This window comes from Pseudoalteromonas sp. CO342X, assembly GCF_004208915.1.
GTDB lineage: Bacteria > Pseudomonadota > Gammaproteobacteria > Enterobacterales > Alteromonadaceae > Pseudoalteromonas > Pseudoalteromonas maricaloris.
In genome coordinates, this window is record NZ_SGPH01000030.1 from 68434 (window position 1) to 89355 (window position 20922).

19 protein-coding genes are annotated in these 20922 nt (G+C 44.5%); 7 read left to right on the forward strand and 12 right to left on the reverse strand.

The window, feature by feature from the left end:
- Positions 1 to 112: 112 nt before the first annotated feature.
- The gene (locus EXT47_RS13755) at positions 113 to 2080 is read right to left on the reverse strand and encodes a hybrid sensor histidine kinase/response regulator (protein WP_130126831.1); all 1968 of its coding nucleotides are present in this window, start codon (positions 2078 to 2080) and stop codon (positions 113 to 115) included.
- Between the two features lie 152 nt (positions 2081 to 2232).
- The gene (locus EXT47_RS13760) at positions 2233 to 2721 is read right to left on the reverse strand and encodes a GNAT family N-acetyltransferase (RefSeq protein ID WP_039494401.1); all 489 of its coding nucleotides are present in this window, start codon (positions 2719 to 2721) and stop codon (positions 2233 to 2235) included.
- A gap of 67 nt (positions 2722 to 2788) precedes the next feature.
- Here EXT47_RS13760 and EXT47_RS13765 point away from each other — a divergent pair, with 67 nt between their 5' ends.
- The 4 genes from EXT47_RS13765 (at position 2789) to EXT47_RS13780 (ending at position 4733) form a co-directional block, all read left to right on the forward strand.
- Positions 2789 to 3340, forward strand: coding sequence for a glutathione peroxidase (locus EXT47_RS13765; RefSeq protein ID WP_205991263.1), 552 nt, complete (start codon positions 2789 to 2791; stop codon positions 3338 to 3340).
- Positions 3341 to 3404: 64 nt separating this feature from the next.
- Positions 3405 to 3686, forward strand: a complete 282-nt coding sequence (locus EXT47_RS13770) for a peptidylprolyl isomerase (RefSeq protein WP_010377362.1) — start codon at positions 3405 to 3407, stop codon at positions 3684 to 3686.
- Positions 3687 to 3786: 100 nt separating this feature from the next.
- A complete protein-coding gene (locus tag EXT47_RS13775) occupies positions 3787 to 4365 on the forward strand; it encodes a glutathione S-transferase family protein (RefSeq protein WP_019647242.1) in 579 nt (192 codons plus the stop codon).
- Between the two features lie 11 nt (positions 4366 to 4376).
- Positions 4377 to 4733 carry a DUF2750 domain-containing protein gene (locus tag EXT47_RS13780; RefSeq protein ID WP_010605663.1) on the forward strand — a complete coding sequence of 119 codons (357 nt, stop codon included), beginning with the start codon at positions 4377 to 4379 and terminating at the stop codon, positions 4731 to 4733.
- A gap of 43 nt (positions 4734 to 4776) precedes the next feature.
- Here EXT47_RS13780 and EXT47_RS13785 read toward each other — a convergent pair whose 3' ends face one another.
- The 10 genes from EXT47_RS13785 to ndk all read right to left on the reverse strand — a co-directional run bounded on the left by EXT47_RS13785 (position 4777) and on the right by ndk (position 15563).
- A complete protein-coding gene (locus EXT47_RS13785) occupies positions 4777 to 5163 on the reverse strand; it encodes a VOC family protein (protein WP_130126833.1) in 387 nt (128 codons plus the stop codon).
- 200 nt (positions 5164 to 5363) lie between these two features.
- Positions 5364 to 6833, reverse strand: coding sequence for a ribosome biogenesis GTPase Der (gene der / locus EXT47_RS13790; protein WP_039494393.1), 1470 nt, complete (start codon positions 6831 to 6833; stop codon positions 5364 to 5366).
- Between the two features lie 74 nt (positions 6834 to 6907).
- On the reverse strand, positions 6908 to 8089 hold the full coding sequence (gene bamB, locus EXT47_RS13795) for an outer membrane protein assembly factor BamB (protein WP_010377353.1): 1182 nt from the start codon (positions 8087 to 8089) through the stop codon (positions 6908 to 6910).
- A gap of 9 nt (positions 8090 to 8098) precedes the next feature.
- Positions 8099 to 8716, reverse strand: a complete 618-nt coding sequence (locus EXT47_RS13800) for a tetratricopeptide repeat protein (protein ID WP_130126834.1) — start codon at positions 8714 to 8716, stop codon at positions 8099 to 8101.
- Positions 8717 to 8725: 9 nt separating this feature from the next.
- The gene (gene hisS / locus EXT47_RS13805) at positions 8726 to 10003 is read right to left on the reverse strand and encodes a histidine--tRNA ligase (protein WP_130126835.1); all 1278 of its coding nucleotides are present in this window, start codon (positions 10001 to 10003) and stop codon (positions 8726 to 8728) included.
- A gap of 177 nt (positions 10004 to 10180) precedes the next feature.
- Positions 10181 to 11299, reverse strand: coding sequence for a flavodoxin-dependent (E)-4-hydroxy-3-methylbut-2-enyl-diphosphate synthase (ispG, locus tag EXT47_RS13810; RefSeq protein ID WP_017217050.1), 1119 nt, complete (start codon positions 11297 to 11299; stop codon positions 10181 to 10183).
- Between the two features lie 5 nt (positions 11300 to 11304).
- Entirely contained in the window at positions 11305 to 12156 is an 852-nt protein-coding gene (locus EXT47_RS13815; protein WP_239358677.1) for a RodZ domain-containing protein, read from the reverse strand.
- Positions 12157 to 12164: 8 nt separating this feature from the next.
- Positions 12165 to 13658: a type IV pilus biogenesis/stability protein PilW gene (gene pilW / locus EXT47_RS13820; RefSeq protein WP_130126837.1), complete on the reverse strand. Its 1494-nt coding sequence runs from the start codon at positions 13656 to 13658 to the stop codon at positions 12165 to 12167.
- Positions 13659 to 13799: 141 nt separating this feature from the next.
- Entirely contained in the window at positions 13800 to 14936 is a 1137-nt protein-coding gene (locus EXT47_RS13825; RefSeq protein ID WP_069020890.1) for a bifunctional tRNA (adenosine(37)-C2)-methyltransferase TrmG/ribosomal RNA large subunit methyltransferase RlmN, read from the reverse strand.
- A gap of 195 nt (positions 14937 to 15131) precedes the next feature.
- The gene (gene ndk, locus EXT47_RS13830; protein ID WP_010377338.1) at positions 15132 to 15563 is read right to left on the reverse strand and encodes a nucleoside-diphosphate kinase; all 432 of its coding nucleotides are present in this window, start codon (positions 15561 to 15563) and stop codon (positions 15132 to 15134) included.
- Positions 15564 to 16147: 584 nt separating this feature from the next.
- On the opposite strand from ndk, the gene yegQ reads away from it, so the two are divergent.
- The 3 genes from yegQ to EXT47_RS13855 all read left to right on the forward strand — a co-directional run bounded on the left by yegQ (position 16148) and on the right by EXT47_RS13855 (position 20921).
- A complete protein-coding gene (yegQ, locus tag EXT47_RS13845) occupies positions 16148 to 17506 on the forward strand; it encodes a tRNA 5-hydroxyuridine modification protein YegQ (protein WP_130126839.1) in 1359 nt (452 codons plus the stop codon).
- A 2-nt stretch (positions 17507 to 17508) separates the two neighbouring features.
- Positions 17509 to 17754: a YfhL family 4Fe-4S dicluster ferredoxin gene (locus EXT47_RS13850; protein ID WP_010377334.1), complete on the forward strand. Its 246-nt coding sequence runs from the start codon at positions 17509 to 17511 to the stop codon at positions 17752 to 17754.
- Between the two features lie 479 nt (positions 17755 to 18233).
- Positions 18234 to 20921, forward strand: a complete 2688-nt coding sequence (locus tag EXT47_RS13855; protein WP_130126840.1) for a PAS domain-containing sensor histidine kinase — start codon at positions 18234 to 18236, stop codon at positions 20919 to 20921.
- Position 20922 lies beyond the last annotated feature (1 nt).

Consider the following 20922-nt stretch of genomic DNA (forward strand, 5'->3'; position numbering starts at 1 on the left):
GAAAATACGGTAACTTAAGACCAGTGCTTCAACAGCTCCCAATCAGATTGTATTAGTACAAGCTCTATTATTATTTATAGACGCTTACTCAACGCCTTTCCAATTACAACCATTACACCGCATTACTCTCAAGATGCTCTGTTAAGGGCAGACTCACATTGATACATGCACCACCCTCGGGATTATTCTCGGCGTAAATCTGCCCTTTATGCAGTAAAATAAATTCCTTACAAATAGCAAGACCTAAACCCGTGCCGCCAGCACCACTGTCTGTTTTACTGCTTTGCACAAACTTGGCAAAAATCTGTTCCAATTCGTCATCCGGAATACCAACCCCTTGATCGGCAATCTTGATATGAATATCTTGATCTTTACAGCTTAACAGTACACTCACCTCACTCCCTTCAGGGCTAAACTTGAGCGCATTGCCCAATAAGTTTCTGATCACTTGATTCATTTGCTCCGGATCGCAAAAGGTCATCACGCCTTGAGCGGGCTTTTCAAAGCGGATTTTTATCTTTTTCTCAAGCGCAGTGCCTGATACATCTTCAATACCGCTTTGGATCACATTAACGAGGTTGTGAAAGCTTGGATTAAATGGAAAGCGACCTGCGTCTAACTTTGATAAATCAAGCAGATTGTTAAGTAGTACCAGTAGACGCTCACCACTGGTTTCGATACGAGATAAATACTTTTTGAGCTTGTCCGCCGGCACTTCAGGAGCCGTTAGCTTATCTAAACCGAAACGAGCAAAACTTAATATAGAATGCATTGGTGTGCGAAGCTCATGGGACATATTGGCTAGAAATTCAGATTTAGATAGGTTGGCCGCTTCCGCCGTTTCTTTGGCTTTTTGTAACTGTGCCGTTCGAGCTTGCACTTCAAACTCTAGTAACTCTTTGGTTTCTTCTAGCACTTCTTGTTGCTCTTTAAGCTTTGAGACATTTTTAAAAATGACCGCAAATGCCATATCGCCGTGATGATCGATTTCGTTAAACGTTCCCATCAAAGGAATGCTGCGCTCACCCGCTTTTGGCAGACTCAGCTCACAGTTAAAGTGCTTTAACATACCAACATGCTTCATCAAATCGCGTAATTGCGACACGGATATTTCATCAAATAGCTCAAAAATAGAGAGTGGCTGTAGCTCTTCTTCCGTTAGCTCAAACAATTCGCAACACGCGTCATTTGCTTCAATAATATGGCCTTGACGGTTGAACAGCATAATCGGATCCGGAGTATGTTTATAAATCACGCGCAGCAGACTGTCGCGTTCAATCAAGGCATCGACCGTATCCTGGAGGCGCTCAACCAACTCTTGGTTATGACGTCTTAAGAGCTCTGTTTGCCATAATTTATGTAGGCTTTGTAATAAATCGCTCTCATCAAACGGTTTAATCAGAATGTCCTCAACCCCTTGACGCACGGCTTCTAACATATCCACTTGATTAACCCGAGAAGTCATCAATAAGCAGCGGCAATTGTGGTGCACTTGACGAACTTTATTAAACACATCTAAGCCTGTGTCTTTTTCTAGATTAAAGTCACAAATAAGGAGATCAACAGGGTGTCGCTCGGCAACTTGCATCGCTTCATCAAGCGTCGTGGCGGTCGTCACCGCAAGCTGTGCTCCGCGTAGGCCGTTAGCTAAGGTCTCTAGGCGAGGCGTATGATGGTCAACCAGCAACACTTTGGGCAGCACTAAGGTATTAGTAGAACCAACTTCCAGTAGGCGTTCAAGTAAGCCAGTAATATCTTTATTGGCAAAGAAGGGGTAGATCACAATGCCATTTGGCAAGGCACGATTGATTTCACTGAAAGATTTTAAGTGCTCGGCATTATCGGGTTTAGGTGCCAGCAACACTAACTTATCATGATTCCTCAGTTGATATAACGCTTGGAGCTTACTGGCGGGCACCCCATGAGCAATAACAACAACATCAAATTTATCAAAATCGAGATTTGCTTCCAGACTCCGGTAATGCACATGCTCTACCTCACCACCGAGTAACTCAAATAATACCTTTACTCGCATCGCTTGCACACTGCTGCTGTCAATAATCAGCACTCGATTCGTCATAACCAGATCCTTTACCGATAATTCTGAGATCCAGTTTAGTAGAAGAATCACAAGACGCTAAAAAATAGCACTATTTTGATATGTTTGACGCCGTGGTCTAATTCACGCTGCGAAACAAAAATTCAAACAGCAAAGGCCAACGGCGTATAAAATTATGCGAGAGACTTGCCCAAAATCGTCAAGCTATAGTGATTACCATCCATGACCGCGACGTTGGGTAATTCTCCCCACTTTTTATAACCGTGTTTTTCAAACAAGCGGATACTGGGGAGATTATGAGAAAAAATAAAGCCAAGTAACGTTGTAATAAACAGGGTCGGCGCTTGCTGCTCTGCAAAATCCATGAGTTTACTACCTAACCCTTGGCCTTGTGCCGCTTTTGCAAGATAGATACTCACCTCAGCCGTACCATCGTAGGCAGGACGTCCATAAAAGCTGCTAAAGCTTATCCATGCAATCACCTCATCCGCCTGCTCTACTACATAAATTGGGCGATTTTGCGTATGTGCGGCGAACCAACTTTGCTTTTGTGCTACGCTTACGGGCTCCGTATCCGCAGTGACTTGGCGGCTTGGTATCGTTTCGTTGTAAATGGCAACTATGGCGCAAAGGTCATGCGGTTTAGCGAGTCTAATATTCATGAAAGCTGATCAAGGTAACGAATATTTTCGTATCATAAGAGATAACATAAATAAAAGGAAAGTACTGATGATAAAAAGTCTTTCGATTCTGAGCTTAGCGCTCGGTTTCCTAATCTCGAGTAACACGTATGCAAAGACATCCAGCTGTGATGATTTTACCAATGTTGAACTGCGAAAACTGCGTTCTGATGACTCACTTAATCTATGTGAATTTAAAGACAAACCACTTCTCATCGTGAATACAGCAAGTAACTGTGGGTTTACAGGCCAGTTTGAAGGGCTCGAGCAACTACATCAAAAATATCAAGATAAAGGCCTTGTTGTACTTGGTTTTCCCTCAGATGACTTTTTCCAAGAAGAAGACGACGAAAAGGAAACTGAAAAAGTATGCTTTATCAACTACGGTGTAACCTTCAATATGTTTGCGACATCGGAAGTTCGAGGCTCGGATGCCAACCCCATTTTCCAACATTTAAACGAAGTAACAAGCTCTCCAAATTGGAATTTTTACAAATACTTAGTGTCAGCTGATCGGAAAACAATTAAGCGCTTTAACAGCCGCACTAAACCTATGTCTGACGAGCTCACTAGCGAAATTGAAAAACTCTTGCCTAGATAAGCTGATTTTTTAACGTACCTAGATTAGAATAAAGTATGAATAATAAACAATCATCGGAGAAATTATGGCAATCGCTAGTGCAAGACACATCCTAGTAGATAGTGAAGCGCAATGCATGGAGCTCAAAGAACGCATTGCAGCAGGGGAAGATTTCGCAGAAATCGCAAAGCAGTACTCTAATTGCCCGTCGGGCCAAGATGGTGGTGCGCTAGGTGAGTTCGGACCAGGCATGATGGTGCCTGAATTCGATAAAGTGGTTTTTTCAGCCCCAATCAATCAAGTACAAGGGCCAGTGCAAACGCAGTTTGGTTTTCACTTGCTTGAGGTAACCAGTCGTAGCGATTAATTCGCTTGCGAAAAGTTAATCACTTCGCCATCATTCCTTAATACCAACTCGCTACATTTACTGAATGAGCGAAAAGATACTTAGTTGAAGGAATGATGGCATGAAACTTATCGGTTCGAACACCAGTCCATACGCCCGTCGAATTAGAATGTGGGCCGCGGCTAAACAGCTCCCAATGAGCTACCAGCATATAGATATATTTTCTGAAGCAGGCCATGACGAACTTATTCGCCATAATCCTGCCCGTAAAATCCCATTTTTAATAGACGATGCACAACTTATTTGTGATTCAAATCTGATTGTTCGCTATCTCCGTGAAAAACATCAACTTCCATTTCCCAGTTGGGATCAAGAAAATTGGCTGATCCTTATTAATGCCTGTAATGATTCTTTGGTGGAACTGTTACTTAGTAAGCGCTCTGGTTTTGATATTGAACAAGATAAACTATTTTTTAATCTACAGCGGGAACGAATTGGCCATACCCTGCACTATCTCAATGAAGAGTGTGTGACAGAAGAGTTTTTACACTGTGATTATCTCCAAATCAGTTTATACTGCCTTATTGATTGGGTTCTATTTAGAGAGCTCGTCGACCTGAGCGATTACACCAACCTAATGGCATTTCATGGCCGTTGGCAAAGCCAAGCAATCGCCCAGCAAACTGATCCACGAAATTGAGAACACCTATGATGAATGAAGAAGAAATTGGCTCAGAAGTCAGTGAGTTTATTGAGCAAGTAAAAAATACTGAAAGCGTTTGGGCACTTAGCTCTGATGACGGCGGTATGGTTGTGGTTGACTCAAACCAGTTTGACGAGACTGATGTGTTATTGCTGTGGGATAGTGAAGAAAAAGCGCAAGCTCAATGTCGCGACGAGTGGAGTGAATTCTCGCCGATGAGTATTGATGTTGAAAGTTTTCTTGACGAATGGGTACTCGACCTAAAAGAAGATGATGCACTCGTTGGTCTAAACTGGAATGACGACAACGTTTGTGTTGAAATCGAGCCCGTTGGTCTTGCGAGGCTACTTGTCGATATCGAATAAAAGCTCACCTCATCCAAGTGGCGCTCACCCCGTGTGAGTGCCGCTATTCACCCGGCTTTGACACCAAAGCAACTAAAGTCCCTTCAATGGCTCTTACATAAGCTTGTGTCACTCTACCCTTTTGGTTTGGTGGGCTTAATGGCTCAGCCCCAGCGGCGACCGCTTTATCATAGCGTTCAGGGACATTTTCACAGCTGATGGTAATTTCAAATCCAAGTGCAGGCTGTTTAGGATGGCAACGAATATAGTCTTGCCTAAATTGTGATTGAGCTAACGGGTGGCTGGCAAAGGCGAGTTTCACTTCACCTGTGTCTAATTCACCATAATCCCCTTCATCTGTCATATCAAAAGTGCTCAAGCCAAATGCTTGATAGTAAAAATCCAGCACTTCCTCAACACTTTCTACATAAATCACCGTTTTGGCAAACACCTAAGCCTCACTATCAATAAAACCTAATGTAACCATTTATAACTTAAGCACAAATGTTGGGCAAGGTAAAACAAAGCGAGAGAGCACTGGATTAATATATAGTCGGATGTGGAAAAGGAGTTGGTTGGATAGATATGGAACTTATATTCAGCTCGACACACTCACCAGATAGTATCGAGCTACAATTCCCGCAAAAAGCCTTACGACTTATTGCGGTTTTCTTTTGCGAATGCGCGAAGCTTACGCTTTTGCGATAGCGTCATTTTGTTTGAACGACCAGCATAAGGGTTGTCCCCTTCGCGGAATTCAATCTTAATCGGTGTACCCATTACGTTAAGCGCTTTACGATAGTAGTTCATCAAATAGCGCTTATAGCTATCAGGCAGTTCATGTACCATATTGCCGTGGATAACAATACGCGGCGGGTTGTAACCACCTGCGTGTGCGTACTTAAGCTTCACACGGCGTCCACGAACTAGTGGTGGCTGGTGATCCGCCTGAGCCATATCCATAATACGACGTAACATTGCAGTGCTTACTCGCTTAGTCGCTGATTCATAAGCTTCGTCAATCGACTCAAACAAGTGACCAACACCTGTACCATGTAATGCGCTAATAAAGTGCAGACGAGCAAAATCAACAAAGCCCAGTCGTCTGTCTAGCTCAGTTTTAATACGCTCTTTGACATAGTCATCAAGACCATCCCACTTGTTTACCGCAATAACCAACGAGCGACCCGCATTTAGTGCAAAACCAAGTAGACTCAAGTCTTGATCTGAGATCCCCTCGCGCGCGTCTACAACGAGCAATACCACGTTGGCATCTTCAATCGCTTGCAGGGTTTTGATAACTGAGAATTTCTCTACGACATCGCTGACTTTCTTACGTTTACGCACGCCGGCGGTGTCGATTAACACGTACTCTTTATCATTGCGCGTCATCGGAATGTATATTGAATCGCGTGTTGTGCCCGGCATATCGTAAACGATAACGCGGTCTTCACCTAAAATACGGTTAGTTAGTGTTGACTTACCCACATTTGGACGACCGATAATCGCGAGTTTAACAGGCTTGTCTTCAAAACCTGTTTTGCCGTCTTCGGCTTCTTCACCTTCAAGGTAAAGCTCGGCAATATCTTCATCGTCATGCTCAAGCTCTTCATCTTGAGCCGTAAGCTCAGCGATAACCGGTTGTAGCGTCAACTCTAATAATTGAGTAACACCACGACCATGCGCGGCGGCGATCTGTTGAACATCACCAAGCGCTAGCTGGTAAAATTCAGCACAGTTGGAGTCAGCATCAATGCCATCCGTTTTATTAGCGACAACAAAGCAATTCTTCTGTTGTTTACGAAGGTGCTGCGCGATGGCTTGATCAGCAACCGTCATACCTGCGCGCGCATCCACCAAAAATAGCACAATATCCGCTTCTTCAATTGCAAGCAGCGACTGCTCGGCCATTTCAGTTTCAATGCCTTCTTCAGAGCCATCGATACCACCCGTGTCTACCACAATAAACTCGTAGCCTTCATAGTTTGCTTGGCCGTATTTACGGTCGCGAGTCAGACCCGGAAAGTCAGCAACTAACGCGTCACGAGTACGTGTTAAACGATTAAACAGTGTGGATTTACCCACATTAGGTCGCCCAACCAGAGCGATCACAGGAAGCATAGACTACCTCTTTTAAAAACAACAAAAGGCTTCGCAAAAGCGAAGCCCCATAAAATATCTAAAAATTCAGAAAGTTACTGCGGAATTTGAACTGCGCTAAGTTCACCATCACGCGTGTAAACAAATACTTTGCCATCGACCACAATCGGTTCGACAAAAAAACCTGAACTATCAAACTCGGTACGCGATACCAACTCACCAGAACTCTTATCCAGCCAGTGTAAGTTACCTTCCTGATCGCCAACCACTACGTAGTTGCCAGCAACCGTAGGAGCGGTTAGATACCAACCGCGCAGAGCTGGTTGTGTCCAACGTTCAATACCTGAGTTTTTGTCTAGTGCGTACAGTACGCCATCGCTATCAACCAAATAAATTACGTCAAGATCGAGTGTGAGGTCTCGGTAACTACTGTACTCACGATCCCACACTACATTACCGCTGCGCACATCAATGGCGACTAGTTTACCATTATAGGCGATAGAATACACATATGCGCCGCTTACAACGGGTTTAGTATCAACATCCACCAAACGTTCAAACTCAGAAGCCCCTTTTGCAATTGCAACATCTGAGCTCCATGCGGTAAAACCGTTTTCAGCGATAAGTGCTGTTAACTTACCACTTTCTTCGCCAACCAATACGCCACCATTCGCGCTGGTCGGTGAGCTTAAACCACGTAATGTCAGCGCTGGGACTTCTTGCTCATAGTGCCAACGCTCTTCACCTGTATCTGGGTGTAGCGCAACCAGCTTGCCTGAACCTAAGTTAACGTAAAGAAGACCGTCACCTGCAGCTGGCGCTGACAGCGCTTCACCTGGTACCGACTTACGCCAAACTATTTCGCCAGTTTCACGGTCAAGCGCAAAAACCTGTCCGTGCTCAGAGCCAACATATAGTTTGCCATAAGCTTGTGTGATCCCACCTGACAGCTTCGCACTATCATTGTCTTCCCATGGCCAAAAGTTCTTATTCTCACGAACATCAACTCGCCATTTTTCTTTACCTGTTTCAGTATCAAACGCTGTCACTATACCTTCACGGGCAGCTGCAAAAACAGTGTTCTGATAGCTTACAGGAGATAAACGCGAAAAGTAGTGCTCAACCCCGTCACCAATCCCTTCTTGCCACACAACAGTGGCGTCGAATTGATTGTTGATCTCAGGGAGCTTTAACTCTTCTTCATCATCACTAGAAGAACAACCTGCGGTGAGTGCTGCAACACATAAAGCCAATGAGGCCATCGTTAACTTCTTCATGGCAACTCCTTAAACCGTTGTCTTTTGTGCAAGATCATCCAGTTTAATTTGCAGCATAGGGTTGCTATTGCCTTCCGCCGCTTCTAATGCCGATTGATAAGCACTACGTGCTTTATCTTTATCGCCTTGAGCAAGGTAAATATCACCTTGGATCTCAGCAAGCTGCGCCTTAAACGCTTCAGGCATAGGCTTAGCTAGTGTTGCAAGTGCTTGTTCGTATTGAGACTGAGACGCTTGTACACGTGCAAGTCTTAATAAAGCCGTTGCTTTTAGCTCAGCGTTGGCTACATTATCAGCCGCCCAAGTTAGCTTCTGTGCAGCTAGCTTAAGATCGTCTTTGTCGATTGCCTCTTTAGCAGCAACGAAAGCCGCTAACACGGCGTAGTTAGAATCTGCATTTGCAGCAACAAAGGCGTCGCTTTTTGCTAGTACATCGTCACTTTCAACAACCTGAGTGAATGCTTCTGATGCTGCTTCTGCGCTATCGATCTGGCTTTGGTTATACGCTTTCCAGCCATACAGACCACCTAAACCAAGCACGGCACCGACTACAATCGTTGTACCATTTTCACGGAAAAATCGTTTTATTGCTTCTGCTTGTTGTTCTTCTGTTGAATAAATTTCCATTCTAACCTCTTAGCTTACCAGCTCTGCTAACAGCGTTTTTACTTCTGCAAGTGGTAAGGTGATTTGTTCTTTCTCTTCACGCAGATACTTCACTGTCACTTTGCCTTCAGCGAGTTCATCTTCGCCTAGCACGAGCGCAATAACAGCATCGCTTTTATCTGCACGTTTAAATTGTTTCTTAAAGTTGCCACCGCCACAATGAACCATCACGCGAAGGCCAGCAATATCATCTCGTAATTGCTGTGCAACTACTGGAGCTTGAATCGCCGCTTTGTCACCCATAGCAACGACATATACATCAGCATTACGACGAATATCACCCACACATTCCAGCGTTTGTAGCATCAACACTAAACGTTCGATACCCATAGCAAAACCAACGGCTGGCGTTGCTTTGCCGCCAAGCTGCTCAACCAAGCCATCGTAGCGGCCGCCAGCACATACAGTGCCCTGAGAACCTAAGCTTGTTGTCACCCACTCAAATACGGTGCGGTTGTAGTAATCTAGGCCACGTACCAGTTTTTCATTAACTTGGTATTCGACGCCAGCTGCGTCTAAACGTTCACACAAATTAGCAAAATGTTCGCGTGATTCTTCATCTAAGTGTTCAGAAAGCTTAGGTGCATCAACCAGTACAGCTTGCACCTCTGGGTTTTTGCTATCTAACACGCGCAGTGGATTGCTGTACATACGGCGCAGACTGTCTTCGTCAAGCGCTTCTTTGTGTTGCTCCAGATATGCAATCAGAGCATCGCGATATTCAGCACGCGCTTCATTTGACCCCAAAGAATTGAGCTCAAGCTTTACATGATCTTGAATACCAAACTGCTGCCATAAGCGCGCCGTCATTAGGATCACTTCAGCATCAATATCTGGTGTTGCCATACCAAAGGTTTCAACACCAAATTGATGGAATTGACGGTAACGGCCTTTTTGCGGTCTTTCGTGACGGAACATCGGCCCCATGTACCAAAGGCGCTGTTCTTGGTTATATAGCAAACCATTTTGATTACCCGCTCGTACGCACACAGCAGTACCTTCCGGGCGTAGCGTTAAGCTATCGCCATTACGGTCATCAAAGGTATACATTTCTTTTTCGACGATATCGGTCACTTCACCGATAGAGCGCTTAAATAGATCGGTCGACTCAACGACTGGAAAGCGGATCTCTTGATAACCAAAAGCCGCTACTGTCTCTCTTAATACCGATTCTACTTTCTGCCAGACTTGCGTGTCACCTGGCAGACAATCATTCATTCCACGGATTGCCTGAAGTTGTTTAGTCACTGAAAACCCTAACTTAAATTTGTCACCAATCGATTTACTGCTGCTTGAACTTTTAACTAAATACGCTCAAACAGCCTCATCGCATTGGTTTTATTTCTTTAATGCCATTTATCGTCGTGCAGTTTAGCACGCCGTGAGAAAGCGCGAAATTCGCTTATCTTAACGATTACACCGGTGTCAGTCGATGATTTTTACATCGATTTTTTCTTCGCTTTCTTTTTTCTCTACATATTCTCGGATCTGAGACTCTAATTGAGCGACGATATCATCATTATCAATCCGTGTTTTTTGGCGCTCGCCATTGATATAAAGGCCTGAACGGCGATTTGCGCCAGCAAGACCTAAGTCACTGACAAGTGCTTCACCAGGGCCATTGACCACGCAGCCAATCACAGACACCGAAATTGGCGTGACGATATCTTCTAATCGCTCTTCCAGCTGATTCATTGTATTCACTACATCAAACTCTTGGCGAGAGCAACTTGGACAAGCAATAAAATTAATGCCGCGCGAACGAATTCGCAGTGACTTTAGAATATCAAAACCCACTTTGATTTCTTGCACTGGATCAGCCGCAAGTGAAACACGTAATGTATCACCAATTCCTTCAGCAAGTAACATCCCTAGACCAACTGCCGATTTAACTGAACCGGCTCTAAAACCACCTGCTTCGGTGATCCCAAGGTGCAGAGGTTGGTCGATTTCTTTTGCCAATAAACGATAAGCGCCAACGGCTAAGAATACGTCGGAAGCTTTTACCGAGACTTTAAACTGATCAAAGTTATGGCGCTGGAGAATTTCGACATGTCGCATCGCAGACTCAAGTAAGGCTTCAGGTGTTGGTTCACCATACTTTTCTTGCAAATCGCGCTCTAATGAGCCGCCATTTACGCCAATACGAATTGGGATATTGTGCTCACCCGCCGCGTCAATCACTGCACGAATACGGTCTTCACTACCAATATTCCCAGGATTTATCCGCAAACAATCGGCACCGTACTTAGCCACTTGTAATGCAATACGATAATCGAAGTGAATATCCGTGACGAGTGGAATATCCACTTGCTCTTTAATGCTTTTGAATGCTTCAGCTGCATCCATTGTCGGCACAGAAACACGGACAATATCCGCTCCGGCGTCTTGGATAGCTTTAATTTGTGCCACCGTCGCATCAACATCTAGAGTATTGGTGTTCGTCATAGACTGTACTGCTATCGGTGCGCCATCACCAATAGGCACATTACCGACATAGATCCTTGTTGATTTTCTACGCTTTATAGGTGGTTCTGAAAACATGCTGACTACTCTGTTAACGGTAAATTGAATTTAGCTAGACGGTTTTTAGTAAACGCAGGCAATGACACTGGTTTACCGTCAAGCGTGACCTCTACGGCCTGATGCTTGCCGAGTATAACAGAAAAAGGGGCCTTACCTTCAACTGTCATAGTATATCCCGCTTTTTTAACACCAAACGCGACACGCTCTTGTGTTGCGTCAAACATTTCAACCCAACTTTCTTCGTTGAAATGCATGACTACCGTGCTCAATGCAGAGTCTCGTTTTGTCGCTTGCGGTTTCGTTTCAACTGGCACTGAAACCTCCGCTTCACTCGCCTGTGGCTCGCTTTGCGGGGTTGTGTCATTGTTTTGCTCAGTAGGTAATGCTAACTCATCAACCTTTGGCGTTGTGGCATTTTCAACTGGCGTCTCAAGCTGAGTGACCGGCGTTTCAGGCACCACTTCTTGTTCTGAGCTACTAGTCTGCCAAAACCAAAATGCCGACGAACCCAGCACGATAGCCAGCACAATGTAGCTCACCATCATTAGGCGGTTATCGTGGGCTTCTTTATGAGTCCGGCGAGAAAAGCTTTGCATTCGCTTTTTCTGTGGCGGCAACTCCGGAGATTGATATCGAGCCAGTACTTCCGTCGGATTCAATCCCAGTAACGCGGCGTAATTTTTAATATAGCCACGCACAAAGGTTTCAGGCCCTAGGTCTTGATAGTCATCCTGCTCGAGCTTGGTAAGTTGGGCATGAGTCATCTTTAAGCGCGATTCAATTTCAGCAAAGCTGATCCCGGCATTTTGTCTTGCCGTTGCTAAAGTTTGCCCGAGTGAAGGCTGCTCTTGTTCAGGTGCTTCCTGCTCTTTCATTGTTTGGTTCATAAAACGTAATTTGTTGGGTCTACAATTAGTAATCCGTGGCCTGCTTGCAGCGCCACATCAGGAGTGAGTTTATTCCATCGCATAATTTCATCGATCAACACACCATATCGATCGGCAATACTGAGCAAAGTATCTCCCGCCGCAATTTCATGCACGACATTGGGATTGTTAAGATACACCTTTTGACCTGCGTACAATCTTGCAGACTCCCGCACTTGATTATATTCCATCAATTCAACCATTTTAATGTCGTATTTGACTGAAATACTAAATAGGTTTTCACCTGCAATAACAGTATGAAAAGGTACCTGAGGAGGCGCAACGTCACGATTTAATAACGGCACACTTGAACTACTTGATGACGTAGACGCTAACACTTGAGGCTCACGTGAGCGAGGACTAAATGTGACTTCCGATGGATCCGGTTGATAAAACTCAACCCGAGCTTCAGAGTCCGAGCTAACGTTCACTAAAGACGTGCTTTTTGCCACTTCAGGTTTTGCCGAAGGCGCAAAATTATTGGCCTCAGCGGGTGAATCAACGGTGAATGACTGGGTTGAATTCGATTGCGTTTTCTTACGTTTAATTTTAATTTTTGGATTCGCAACAATATGGCTAGGCGACGCCTCGGCAAGCTTATTTAACTGCGCTTCTCGGTAGCGATTGCGCAACCGTTCAAATTCACTTGCAGCGATATTATTCGTTAAGATCAGCCCTGCTTGAGCAGATTTTGGGTAACTTTGCACCAAAGTCGTGGCGATGTCTTGCGCCTTCTGTAAGTGCCCCATTTGCATATGTACTAAGTGCCCAAGCATTAAGCTTCTTGGTGAAATAAATCCACGCTTGGCAACATTATCAAGCACTTCTTCTGCTCTTAAGAAATCACTGCGAGCATAGTATAGGCCCGCGAGCGCTAGTTGCGACGACATCTGCTGAGCGTTATGCTTAATCGCGCTTTGCAGATATTCCTCGGCAAGGGAATACTCATTTTGTTTCAGCGCACACAGCGCCAAGTTTTCGTAGCTTGCCGATACCCGCAAATAACTTGGTACCTCAATCGCTTTGAAAAAATATTGGCTCGCCTTGTCATACTGACCAACTCGGCAAAGAAAAGTGCCATAGTTGTTTAGCGTGTCGGGGTTATCTGGCTCAATATCCAAAGCCGCCTGATAGGCATTATCAGCGCGTTGTTGCTCACCCACCTGCTCGTAATAATACGCCAACGTATAATGAGCTTCGGCCAGTTTTGGCGCTAGCTGTAATGCCCGCTCTAAATTAAATTTGGCTGAGGTAGTGTTACCTGAATTGAGATATTGAAGTGCCAGTGCAATGCGAGTTCTTGCGGCATTGGTGTTATTGACTTGTTGTTCGGCCACAGGACGCCCGTCGGAGCGATAACTACTCTCCGTCACACAACCTGACAGAACTAAACTCGCGCCTGCGAGAATGGATGCAGCCAATCCTGTTTTGCGATAATTTCGCGATTGCATCACTCACCTTTGAATGCCACTGGGTTCTATGTGTGCCCTATATTACCCAAAAGGCTAAGAGATTCATCTATTTTTTACCAGATAGTCGGAACTTATCTGTGGTCAAGATGAAATGAGCTGGGTAAACCCAGCTCATGAATATTATTGTGCGCTCACATTGACAGCAATGGCGTTATCGTCACGCTGTTTTTTCTTAGCTAAACGCTTGGTTCTGTCTACAACATCACCTACTAGCTGTCCACATGCAGCGTCAATGTCATCGCCACGGGTACGACGAACGATACAGGTAAGTCCTGCAGCTTGTAACACCTTAGAAAATCTATCGATGCGGCTGTTGCTAGAGCGACCATATTCATTACCCGGGAACGGGTTAAATGGGATCAGGTTAATTTTTGACGGCGTGCCTTTGAGAACTTGCACCAACTCATGGGCATGATCTGTACTGTCATTAACATCTTGTAGCATCACATACTCAATGGTGACGTCTTTATTTGCTTTAGAACCATCGATATAGCGACGACATGCTGCTAGAAACTCTTCAATCGGATACTTTTTGTTGATTGGTACAAGCACATCACGTAGTGGATTGTTTGGCGCATGTAGCGAAATCGCCAGTGCCACATCAATCTTTTCTTTCAAAATATCAAGCGCAGGTACCACACCCGATGTACTTAGCGTAACGCGGCGCTTGGATAAACCAAATGCCCAATCGTCCATCATCAGTTCCATCGCTGGTACAACGTTATTTAGGTTTAACAGAGGCTCACCCATCCCCATCATAACGATGTTAGTAATTGGGCGTTTAGTGCTATCGCCTTTATGCAGACCAATGTCGGTTGCCACGCGCCAAACCTGGCCAATGATCTCAGACACTTTTAAGTTACGATTAAAGCCTTGCTGTGCCGTTGAGCAGAAAGTACATTCCAAAGCACAACCAACCTGAGAAGATACACACAGTGTTGCTCGGTCTTTTTCTGGGATCCACACGGTTTCAACTTCTTGGCCGCCTTCAAGTACTAGCGCGTACTTAATGGTACCGTCAGAAGCCACCTGCTTTACTGAAATTTCAGGCGCCTTAATCTCACACTCAGCTTGCAACCGCGCACGCAACTTTTTGTTCAAATTGCTCATGTCATCAAAGTTGTCGATACCAAAATGATAAATCCATTTCATCACCTGATCCGCACGAAACGGCTTTTCGCCATATGATGCAAACAACTCGCGCATCCCCTCGCGATTTAAATCAAGTAAGTTAATTTTTTTCTCAATAGTGGTCATGAACAACCTCGGTTAAAGACGGTAAGAACAGCTAAATTGCCAACAACGCATTGTACAAAAAAGCAGCAAACATCACAAATAATGTAACGTGTTTTGTGAAGTAGTGTGATTACTTTACAAAGCACGCTTATTCCGCAACTTAGCTGCGGGACAAAAAAAGGGCTCGAAAGCCCTTCTTTGGCACCAAGTCTCGAATTAACGAGTACGTGGGCAGATTTCTTCTTCAGCGAAGAAGTAAGCGATTTCGCGAGCAGCAGACTCAGGCGCGTCAGAACCGTGTACTGCGTTCTCGTCGATGCTGTCTGCGTAGTCAGCACGTAGTGTACCAGCTAGCGCTTCAGCAGGGTTAGTAGCACCCATGATTTCGCGGTTTTTACGAACTGCGTCTTCACCTTCAAGCACCTGAACCATTACTGGACCAGAAGTCATGAAAGAAACTAGTGCACCAAAGAAAGGACGCTCTTTGTGCTCTGCGTAGAAACCTTCAGCTTTCTCTTGAGAAAGGTGAACCATTTTTGATGCAACGATTTTAAGACCAGCAGACTCAAAACGGTTGTAGATAGCACCGATGTGGTTTTTAGCTACAGCATCAGGCTTGATGATTGAAAAAGTGCGCTCTAAAGCCATCTTTTTTGCTCCAAAATATTATTGTGAATATTAACGGGCGCGAATTATACGTGTTTTGGTAGAAAAAACCTACTATCTCACGCCGCTTTCTTTGCGAAGAAACGAAAGTTTGGTGAATTATTTGTCGATTAAATACGCAGAATTGCCAGCAGGAGCCTTAACAGTAAGGTTACTTGCCCTTCCTTGCACAATGTCAAAAAACCTGATCTACATCAAAATTACTTACTTAGCTTTCTTCTATACTGCGCCGCTTTTTAGAATCAGCACGCGAAATCACTCAACAGCTGACCCGTAATTAGGGCCTGTTTATCTTTCAAGTTTGTTTTTGCAGCAGTTTGATTGGTATTTATACAAGGCAGAGCCTGCGTAGCATAGTTGTTCTATGTGAGTCAGGCGATAACACAGTAGAAATGCCAATCAAGCGCCGCCCTTTGGGTTCACCTGAGTGCGCTTTGTTCATTGTTGCTCAACTTTTGCCTAGATTACTAGGCGGCAAGTCGAGCGTCGCGACCAAAACACACTCAGGAGAACAAAAATAAAACAGCAAAGGTCAACAGGCCCTAGTTCAATGTATGAGGTAAACCATGTTTGTACCAGAACTTCTCTCTCCTGCCGGCAGTTTAAAGAATATGCGTTACGCTTTTGCGTACGGTGCCGACGCTGTTTACGCCGGACAACCAAGATACAGTCTGCGCGTACGTAATAACGAATTTGACCTAAACAACCTCGAAATCGGTATTAATGAAGCCCACCAGCAAAACAAAAAGCTCTATGTCGTATCAAATATTGCGCCGCACAACGGCAAAGTGAAAACTTACTTACGTGATATTGAGCCTGTTATCGCGATGAAGCCAGACGCGCTTATCATGTCCGATCCCGGGCTAATTATGCTGGTGCGCGATAAGTGGCCAGATATGCCAATTCACCTATCCGTACAAGCAAATGCTGTTAACTATGCGACGGTGCAATTTTGGGCCAAACAAGGGGTTGAGCGCATTATTCTTTCTCGCGAGTTGTCGCTACAAGAAATAGAAGAAATTCGTACATTGTGTCCAGACACTGAACTTGAAGTGTTCGTTCACGGCGCCCTATGCATGGCTTATTCTGGTCGCTGTTTATTGTCGGGTTATATCAACAAGCGCGATCCAAACCAAGGTACTTGTACCAATGCCTGCCGCTGGAGCTACGATGTCAAACCTGGTCAAGAAAACGAAACCGGGGATGTTGTCCATAAGGTCGATCCAAAAGCGATTATTCCAACCTTAGGGGAAGGCCAACCAAGCGACGAAGTGTTTATGCTCGAAGAGCAAGGTCGCCCAGGTGAATACATGCCAGCATTTGAGGATGAGCATGGTACTTACATCATGAATTCCAAAGATTTACGTGCTGTCCAGTATGTTGATCAACTGACTCGCATGGGCGTGCACAGCCTTAAGATCGAAGGCCGAACCAAGTCATTCTATTATGTTGCTCGCACCGCACAAGTCTATCGTAAAGCCATTGATGATGCTGTTGCAGGTAAACCATTTGACCCAAGCTTAATGAAAACCCTAGAAAACCTAGCCCACCGAGGATATACCGAGGGCTTCTTGAAACGTCATGTACATCAAGACTATCAAAATTACGACTACGGTCACTCGGTGTCTGACCAACAGCAGTTTGTTGGTGAAGTGCTAGGTCGCACTAATAATGGTCTCGTTGAAATTGAGGTTAAAAACAAGTTCTGTACTGGTCACAGCTTGGAATTAATGACGCCTAAGGGCAATATTCACTTTAATCTTGAACACATGGAAAATAAAAAAGGCGAAGCGATAGATGACGCCAAGGGCTCGGGTCATATCGTCAAAATTCCATTACCGCAGGACATAGACTTAAGTCACGCCATTTTAATGCGCAATTTAGGCCAAAGTGAGGACACTCGTAATCCTTTTAAAAAGGCATAACGATGGCACTGCTTATTAATGATAAATGTATCAACTGTGATATGTGCGACCCTGAGTGTCCTAATCAAGCCATTTACATGGGCGATAAAATTTATCAAATTGACCCTGACAAGTGCACTGAATGCGTCGGCCATTACGACACACCAACCTGTGTAAGTGTCTGCCCCATTGATTGCATTAAACCAGATCCAAACCACAAAGAAAGTCTTGATCAGTTAGCCGAAAAGTACCTTCGACTCACCGAATAACAAGGTGAAGCCACGCGCTTCACCTTGTGAATCTCTCAACTCCCCTCTTCCCTACCTCACGATAAAGATTTCCAAACCAGAGATTAGGATAAGGAATGATCTAACCCTTTGTTTTTAAAATCACATTAAATTATTTTCTTATCTAGCCAGAGAGTTTTGGGGATAACTCCGCTCTCGCGTCCTGCTACCGCCCTGGTACCTACATCCTGTAGGCAAGGCGAATTTACGCACCAATAGCTGGCTATTGGAAGTGAATTCAACACAGTTAGCGCTAAAACTGGCTGCTAGAAAGGCATTAATTATCCGAAGTTCAGGTTTCTTACACCTCTTGTCGAAATTTCAAATAGATATACTACAGTTAAAGCAGAGCAATAGGACTTTTAAAGCGTATTTTACTATCGTAGCTTGAGTGTGCTTTTAGCGTCTTAACGGCGGATGTTTTTATATGAATTGGCTACACGTTGAGGTAAGGAAATAACATGGATTTGAACTCATTTGAGTCATTTTTTAATAGCGCGTACATGCCACATGGTCATTGCTATTTGTGGCAACCTCACCTGCTATGGACCAATGTTATCTCCGATATCTTGATAGCCGCAGCCTACTTTTCGATTCCCATGGCGATTATGATTTATGCCAAACAGCGCCCTGATGTTGGCAGAAATTGGGTCTTTGTGTTGTTTTGTAGCTTCATCACTTTATGTGGACTCACGCACTTAATTGGCGTTTATACCGTTTGGCATGGCGCTTATGGTATTCATGGCATTTCAAAAGCAGTCACAGCGTTTATCTCAATGGTAACGGCGGTTTATCTTTTTAGACTTATCCCAAGCGCCGTCGCAATCCCAACTCCCAATCAATTCCATGGCGTGACCGCAAGGCTCAAACGTATTACCGATGAAAAGCAGGCGCTTCATTCGCAACTAGACCAACACAGAGTTACCGAGTTTATGCTCGATGCCTTACCCACTAGTACCTTGCTACTTGACCAGCTACTCACCGTGAGTAAGTGCAATCCTTATTTTTATCGCGAGCTTGGGTACGACACGCCAGATGCATTAATTGGGCTGAGATTACACGATATCGTCAGTTTGGATGATCCGTTCGACAGCTTAGAATCCATTAGCCAATCTCTACTTAACCAAAACGATTACAGTAAAGAAGCACTGTGCCATGTGAAAGACAAATTTGGCAATCAAATACCGATGGAGATGCGCTTAGTACAAGAGCCCCATGACGGTGCCAATCTCATTTTAGCGGTGTTTAATAACCTTTCGTCACTTAAACGCACAGAGCAAGCACTAGCGGAATCCACCGAACAAATGAAGCGTGCAATCGGGGCAACCGAAGATGGCATTTGGGAGTGGAACGTTGTCGACAACAGCGTCAGCTATTCATCTCGTTTAAAAACCATGATAGGTAAACGCGACGACGAAAAAGTCACCTATGACGACTGGTTTGCACATATCCACCCAGACCATCAGGGCAAAGTGCAAGATGCCATAGACCATCACTTTGCCACCAAAGACCAATATTTTGTCGAGTACTTAGGGCGAGACAACAAAGGAGAATACGCTTGGTTTTCCGCCGTAGGCAACAGCCAATTTGACGACCACGGTAAAGCATTGGTGATGTCTGGAGCACTTAGAAATATCCATCAGAAAAAATCCCTTGAGCTGCAAGTGGCGGAAAAAAACAAAATTCTCAATGCCATCTACGAAGGTGCAAGTCAGGCTATTTGGCTATTAAAGGTAGAAGAAAAGCAAACATTTCGAGTGCTCGAGTACAATAAGTTTGCCTGCCAGCGCACTGGCGTCAAACTTGATGAAATATTGGGTAAAACCCTCAGCCAACTAAGAGGGACAGTGTTAGAAGAGGAGCTAGTAGATAGAATCGAAAAAAACTACCAACTTTGCGTTGAGGTCGCAAAACCCGTAGATTACACCGAAATGATACCATTCAAAAATAAAGAACATTGGTATCAGACGACTCTTTATCCACTTAAAGACAGTAAGAACCAAGTTGAGCGGATCGTTGGTATCGCCGTCGATATTACTGCGCGAAAATTCGCAGAAAAAGAACTGGAAGACAACCAACGCTTTTTACAGCGAATGATAGATTCAGCGGTGTGTGGCCTTTATCTCTACGACTTAAAACTCCACAAGAACACTCGTATAAACAAGCGTTATACTCAACTCCTTGGTTATACAATTCAAGAGTTAGAAAGTTCAAATTTAGAACTATGTTTTCATGAAAGTGAACGCGCACTCGTTCACGAGCATATTGATGAAGTGAGAGCCAGCCAAGACGGTGAACTTATCCCGATAAAGTATCGTTTTAGACACAAAGAAGGGCATTGGGTTTGGTGCTACTCTGTCGATACCGTGATCACTCGAGATCACAATGGCGAGCCAGAGTTGATGCTGGGTACTTTTGTCGATATGACCGAGCACACTGAATTGCTATTACAGCTGCAAGAATCCAACGCTCACCTTGAGCACTTTGCCTATATTGCTTCTCATGATTTGCAAGAGCCGCTCAGAAAGATCACCGCTTTTTCGGACAGTTTAGCGCAAAGAATTACACCAGATTTAAAAGACTACGACGATGCAAAGTTTGAAATAGAGCGCTTGGTTGATGCCAGTCAACGAATGCGGATCATGATCCAAGACCTACTCAAGTTATCACGCTTGCATTCCCATGAGTTGAAGCTACAAACAACCAATCTAACTTTGTTGTTAGAAGATGTTTGTGAAGTGATGAGCTTTAGTATCGAGGAAAGCGGCGCAGAAATTAAACTAGAGAATGGTGATTTACCTATCGAACTTGATCCCTCGCTTTTTCTTCAAGTGCTGCAAAACTTAATCAGTAACAGCATTAAGTTTAAGTCACCAGAGCTTGCGCCCGTGATCCAAATTTACGCCAGCCAAACCGGCCATGAAACGGTGATCCATTACAAAGACAATGGGCTTGGGATCCCAAAATCTCGACGTCAGCAAATCTTTGAACCGTTCAGGCGTTTTGGCACCACACAAGAGTATGGCAGTGGTATTGGACTAGCGCTGTGCCGACAAATCGTAAAACTGCATGGCGGCACAATAAAATGCCTGCAAAGTGATGATGGCGCTTTATTTGAAATCATACTGCCAAAAGAAGTTAAGGAGTAAT

Excerpts from the sequence above, each read along its gene's own strand:
- EXT47_RS13815 (WP_239358677.1), bottom strand. The coding sequence starts at position 12,156 with ATGAAAGAGCAGGAAGCACCTGAACAAGAGCAGCCTTCACTCGGGCAA.
- yegQ (WP_130126839.1), top strand. The coding sequence starts at position 16,148 with ATGTTTGTACCAGAACTTCTCTCTCCTGCCGGCAGTTTAAAGAATATG.
- ndk (WP_010377338.1), bottom strand. The coding sequence starts at position 15,563 with ATGGCTTTAGAGCGCACTTTTTCAATCATCAAGCCTGATGCTGTAGCT.
- EXT47_RS13755 (WP_130126831.1), bottom strand. The coding sequence starts at position 2,080 with ATGACGAATCGAGTGCTGATTATTGACAGCAGCAGTGTGCAAGCGATG.
- bamB (WP_010377353.1), bottom strand. The coding sequence starts at position 8,089 with ATGAAGAAGTTAACGATGGCCTCATTGGCTTTATGTGTTGCAGCACTC.
- EXT47_RS13825 (WP_069020890.1), bottom strand. The coding sequence starts at position 14,936 with ATGACCACTATTGAGAAAAAAATTAACTTACTTGATTTAAATCGCGAG.
- EXT47_RS13780 (WP_010605663.1), top strand. The coding sequence starts at position 4,377 with ATGAATGAAGAAGAAATTGGCTCAGAAGTCAGTGAGTTTATTGAGCAA.
- ispG (WP_017217050.1), bottom strand. The coding sequence starts at position 11,299 with ATGTTTTCAGAACCACCTATAAAGCGTAGAAAATCAACAAGGATCTAT.
- EXT47_RS13760 (WP_039494401.1), bottom strand. The coding sequence starts at position 2,721 with ATGAATATTAGACTCGCTAAACCGCATGACCTTTGCGCCATAGTTGCC.
- EXT47_RS13800 (WP_130126834.1), bottom strand. The coding sequence starts at position 8,716 with ATGGAAATTTATTCAACAGAAGAACAACAAGCAGAAGCAATAAAACGA.
- EXT47_RS13765 (WP_205991263.1), top strand. The coding sequence starts at position 2,789 with ATGATAAAAAGTCTTTCGATTCTGAGCTTAGCGCTCGGTTTCCTAATC.
- der (WP_039494393.1), bottom strand. The coding sequence starts at position 6,833 with ATGCTTCCTGTGATCGCTCTGGTTGGGCGACCTAATGTGGGTAAATCC.
- EXT47_RS13770 (WP_010377362.1), top strand. The coding sequence starts at position 3,405 with ATGGCAATCGCTAGTGCAAGACACATCCTAGTAGATAGTGAAGCGCAA.
- EXT47_RS13855 (WP_130126840.1), top strand. The coding sequence starts at position 18,234 with ATGGATTTGAACTCATTTGAGTCATTTTTTAATAGCGCGTACATGCCA.
- EXT47_RS13775 (WP_019647242.1), top strand. The coding sequence starts at position 3,787 with ATGAAACTTATCGGTTCGAACACCAGTCCATACGCCCGTCGAATTAGA.
- pilW (WP_130126837.1), bottom strand. The coding sequence starts at position 13,658 with ATGCAATCGCGAAATTATCGCAAAACAGGATTGGCTGCATCCATTCTC.
- EXT47_RS13850 (WP_010377334.1), top strand. The coding sequence starts at position 17,509 with ATGGCACTGCTTATTAATGATAAATGTATCAACTGTGATATGTGCGAC.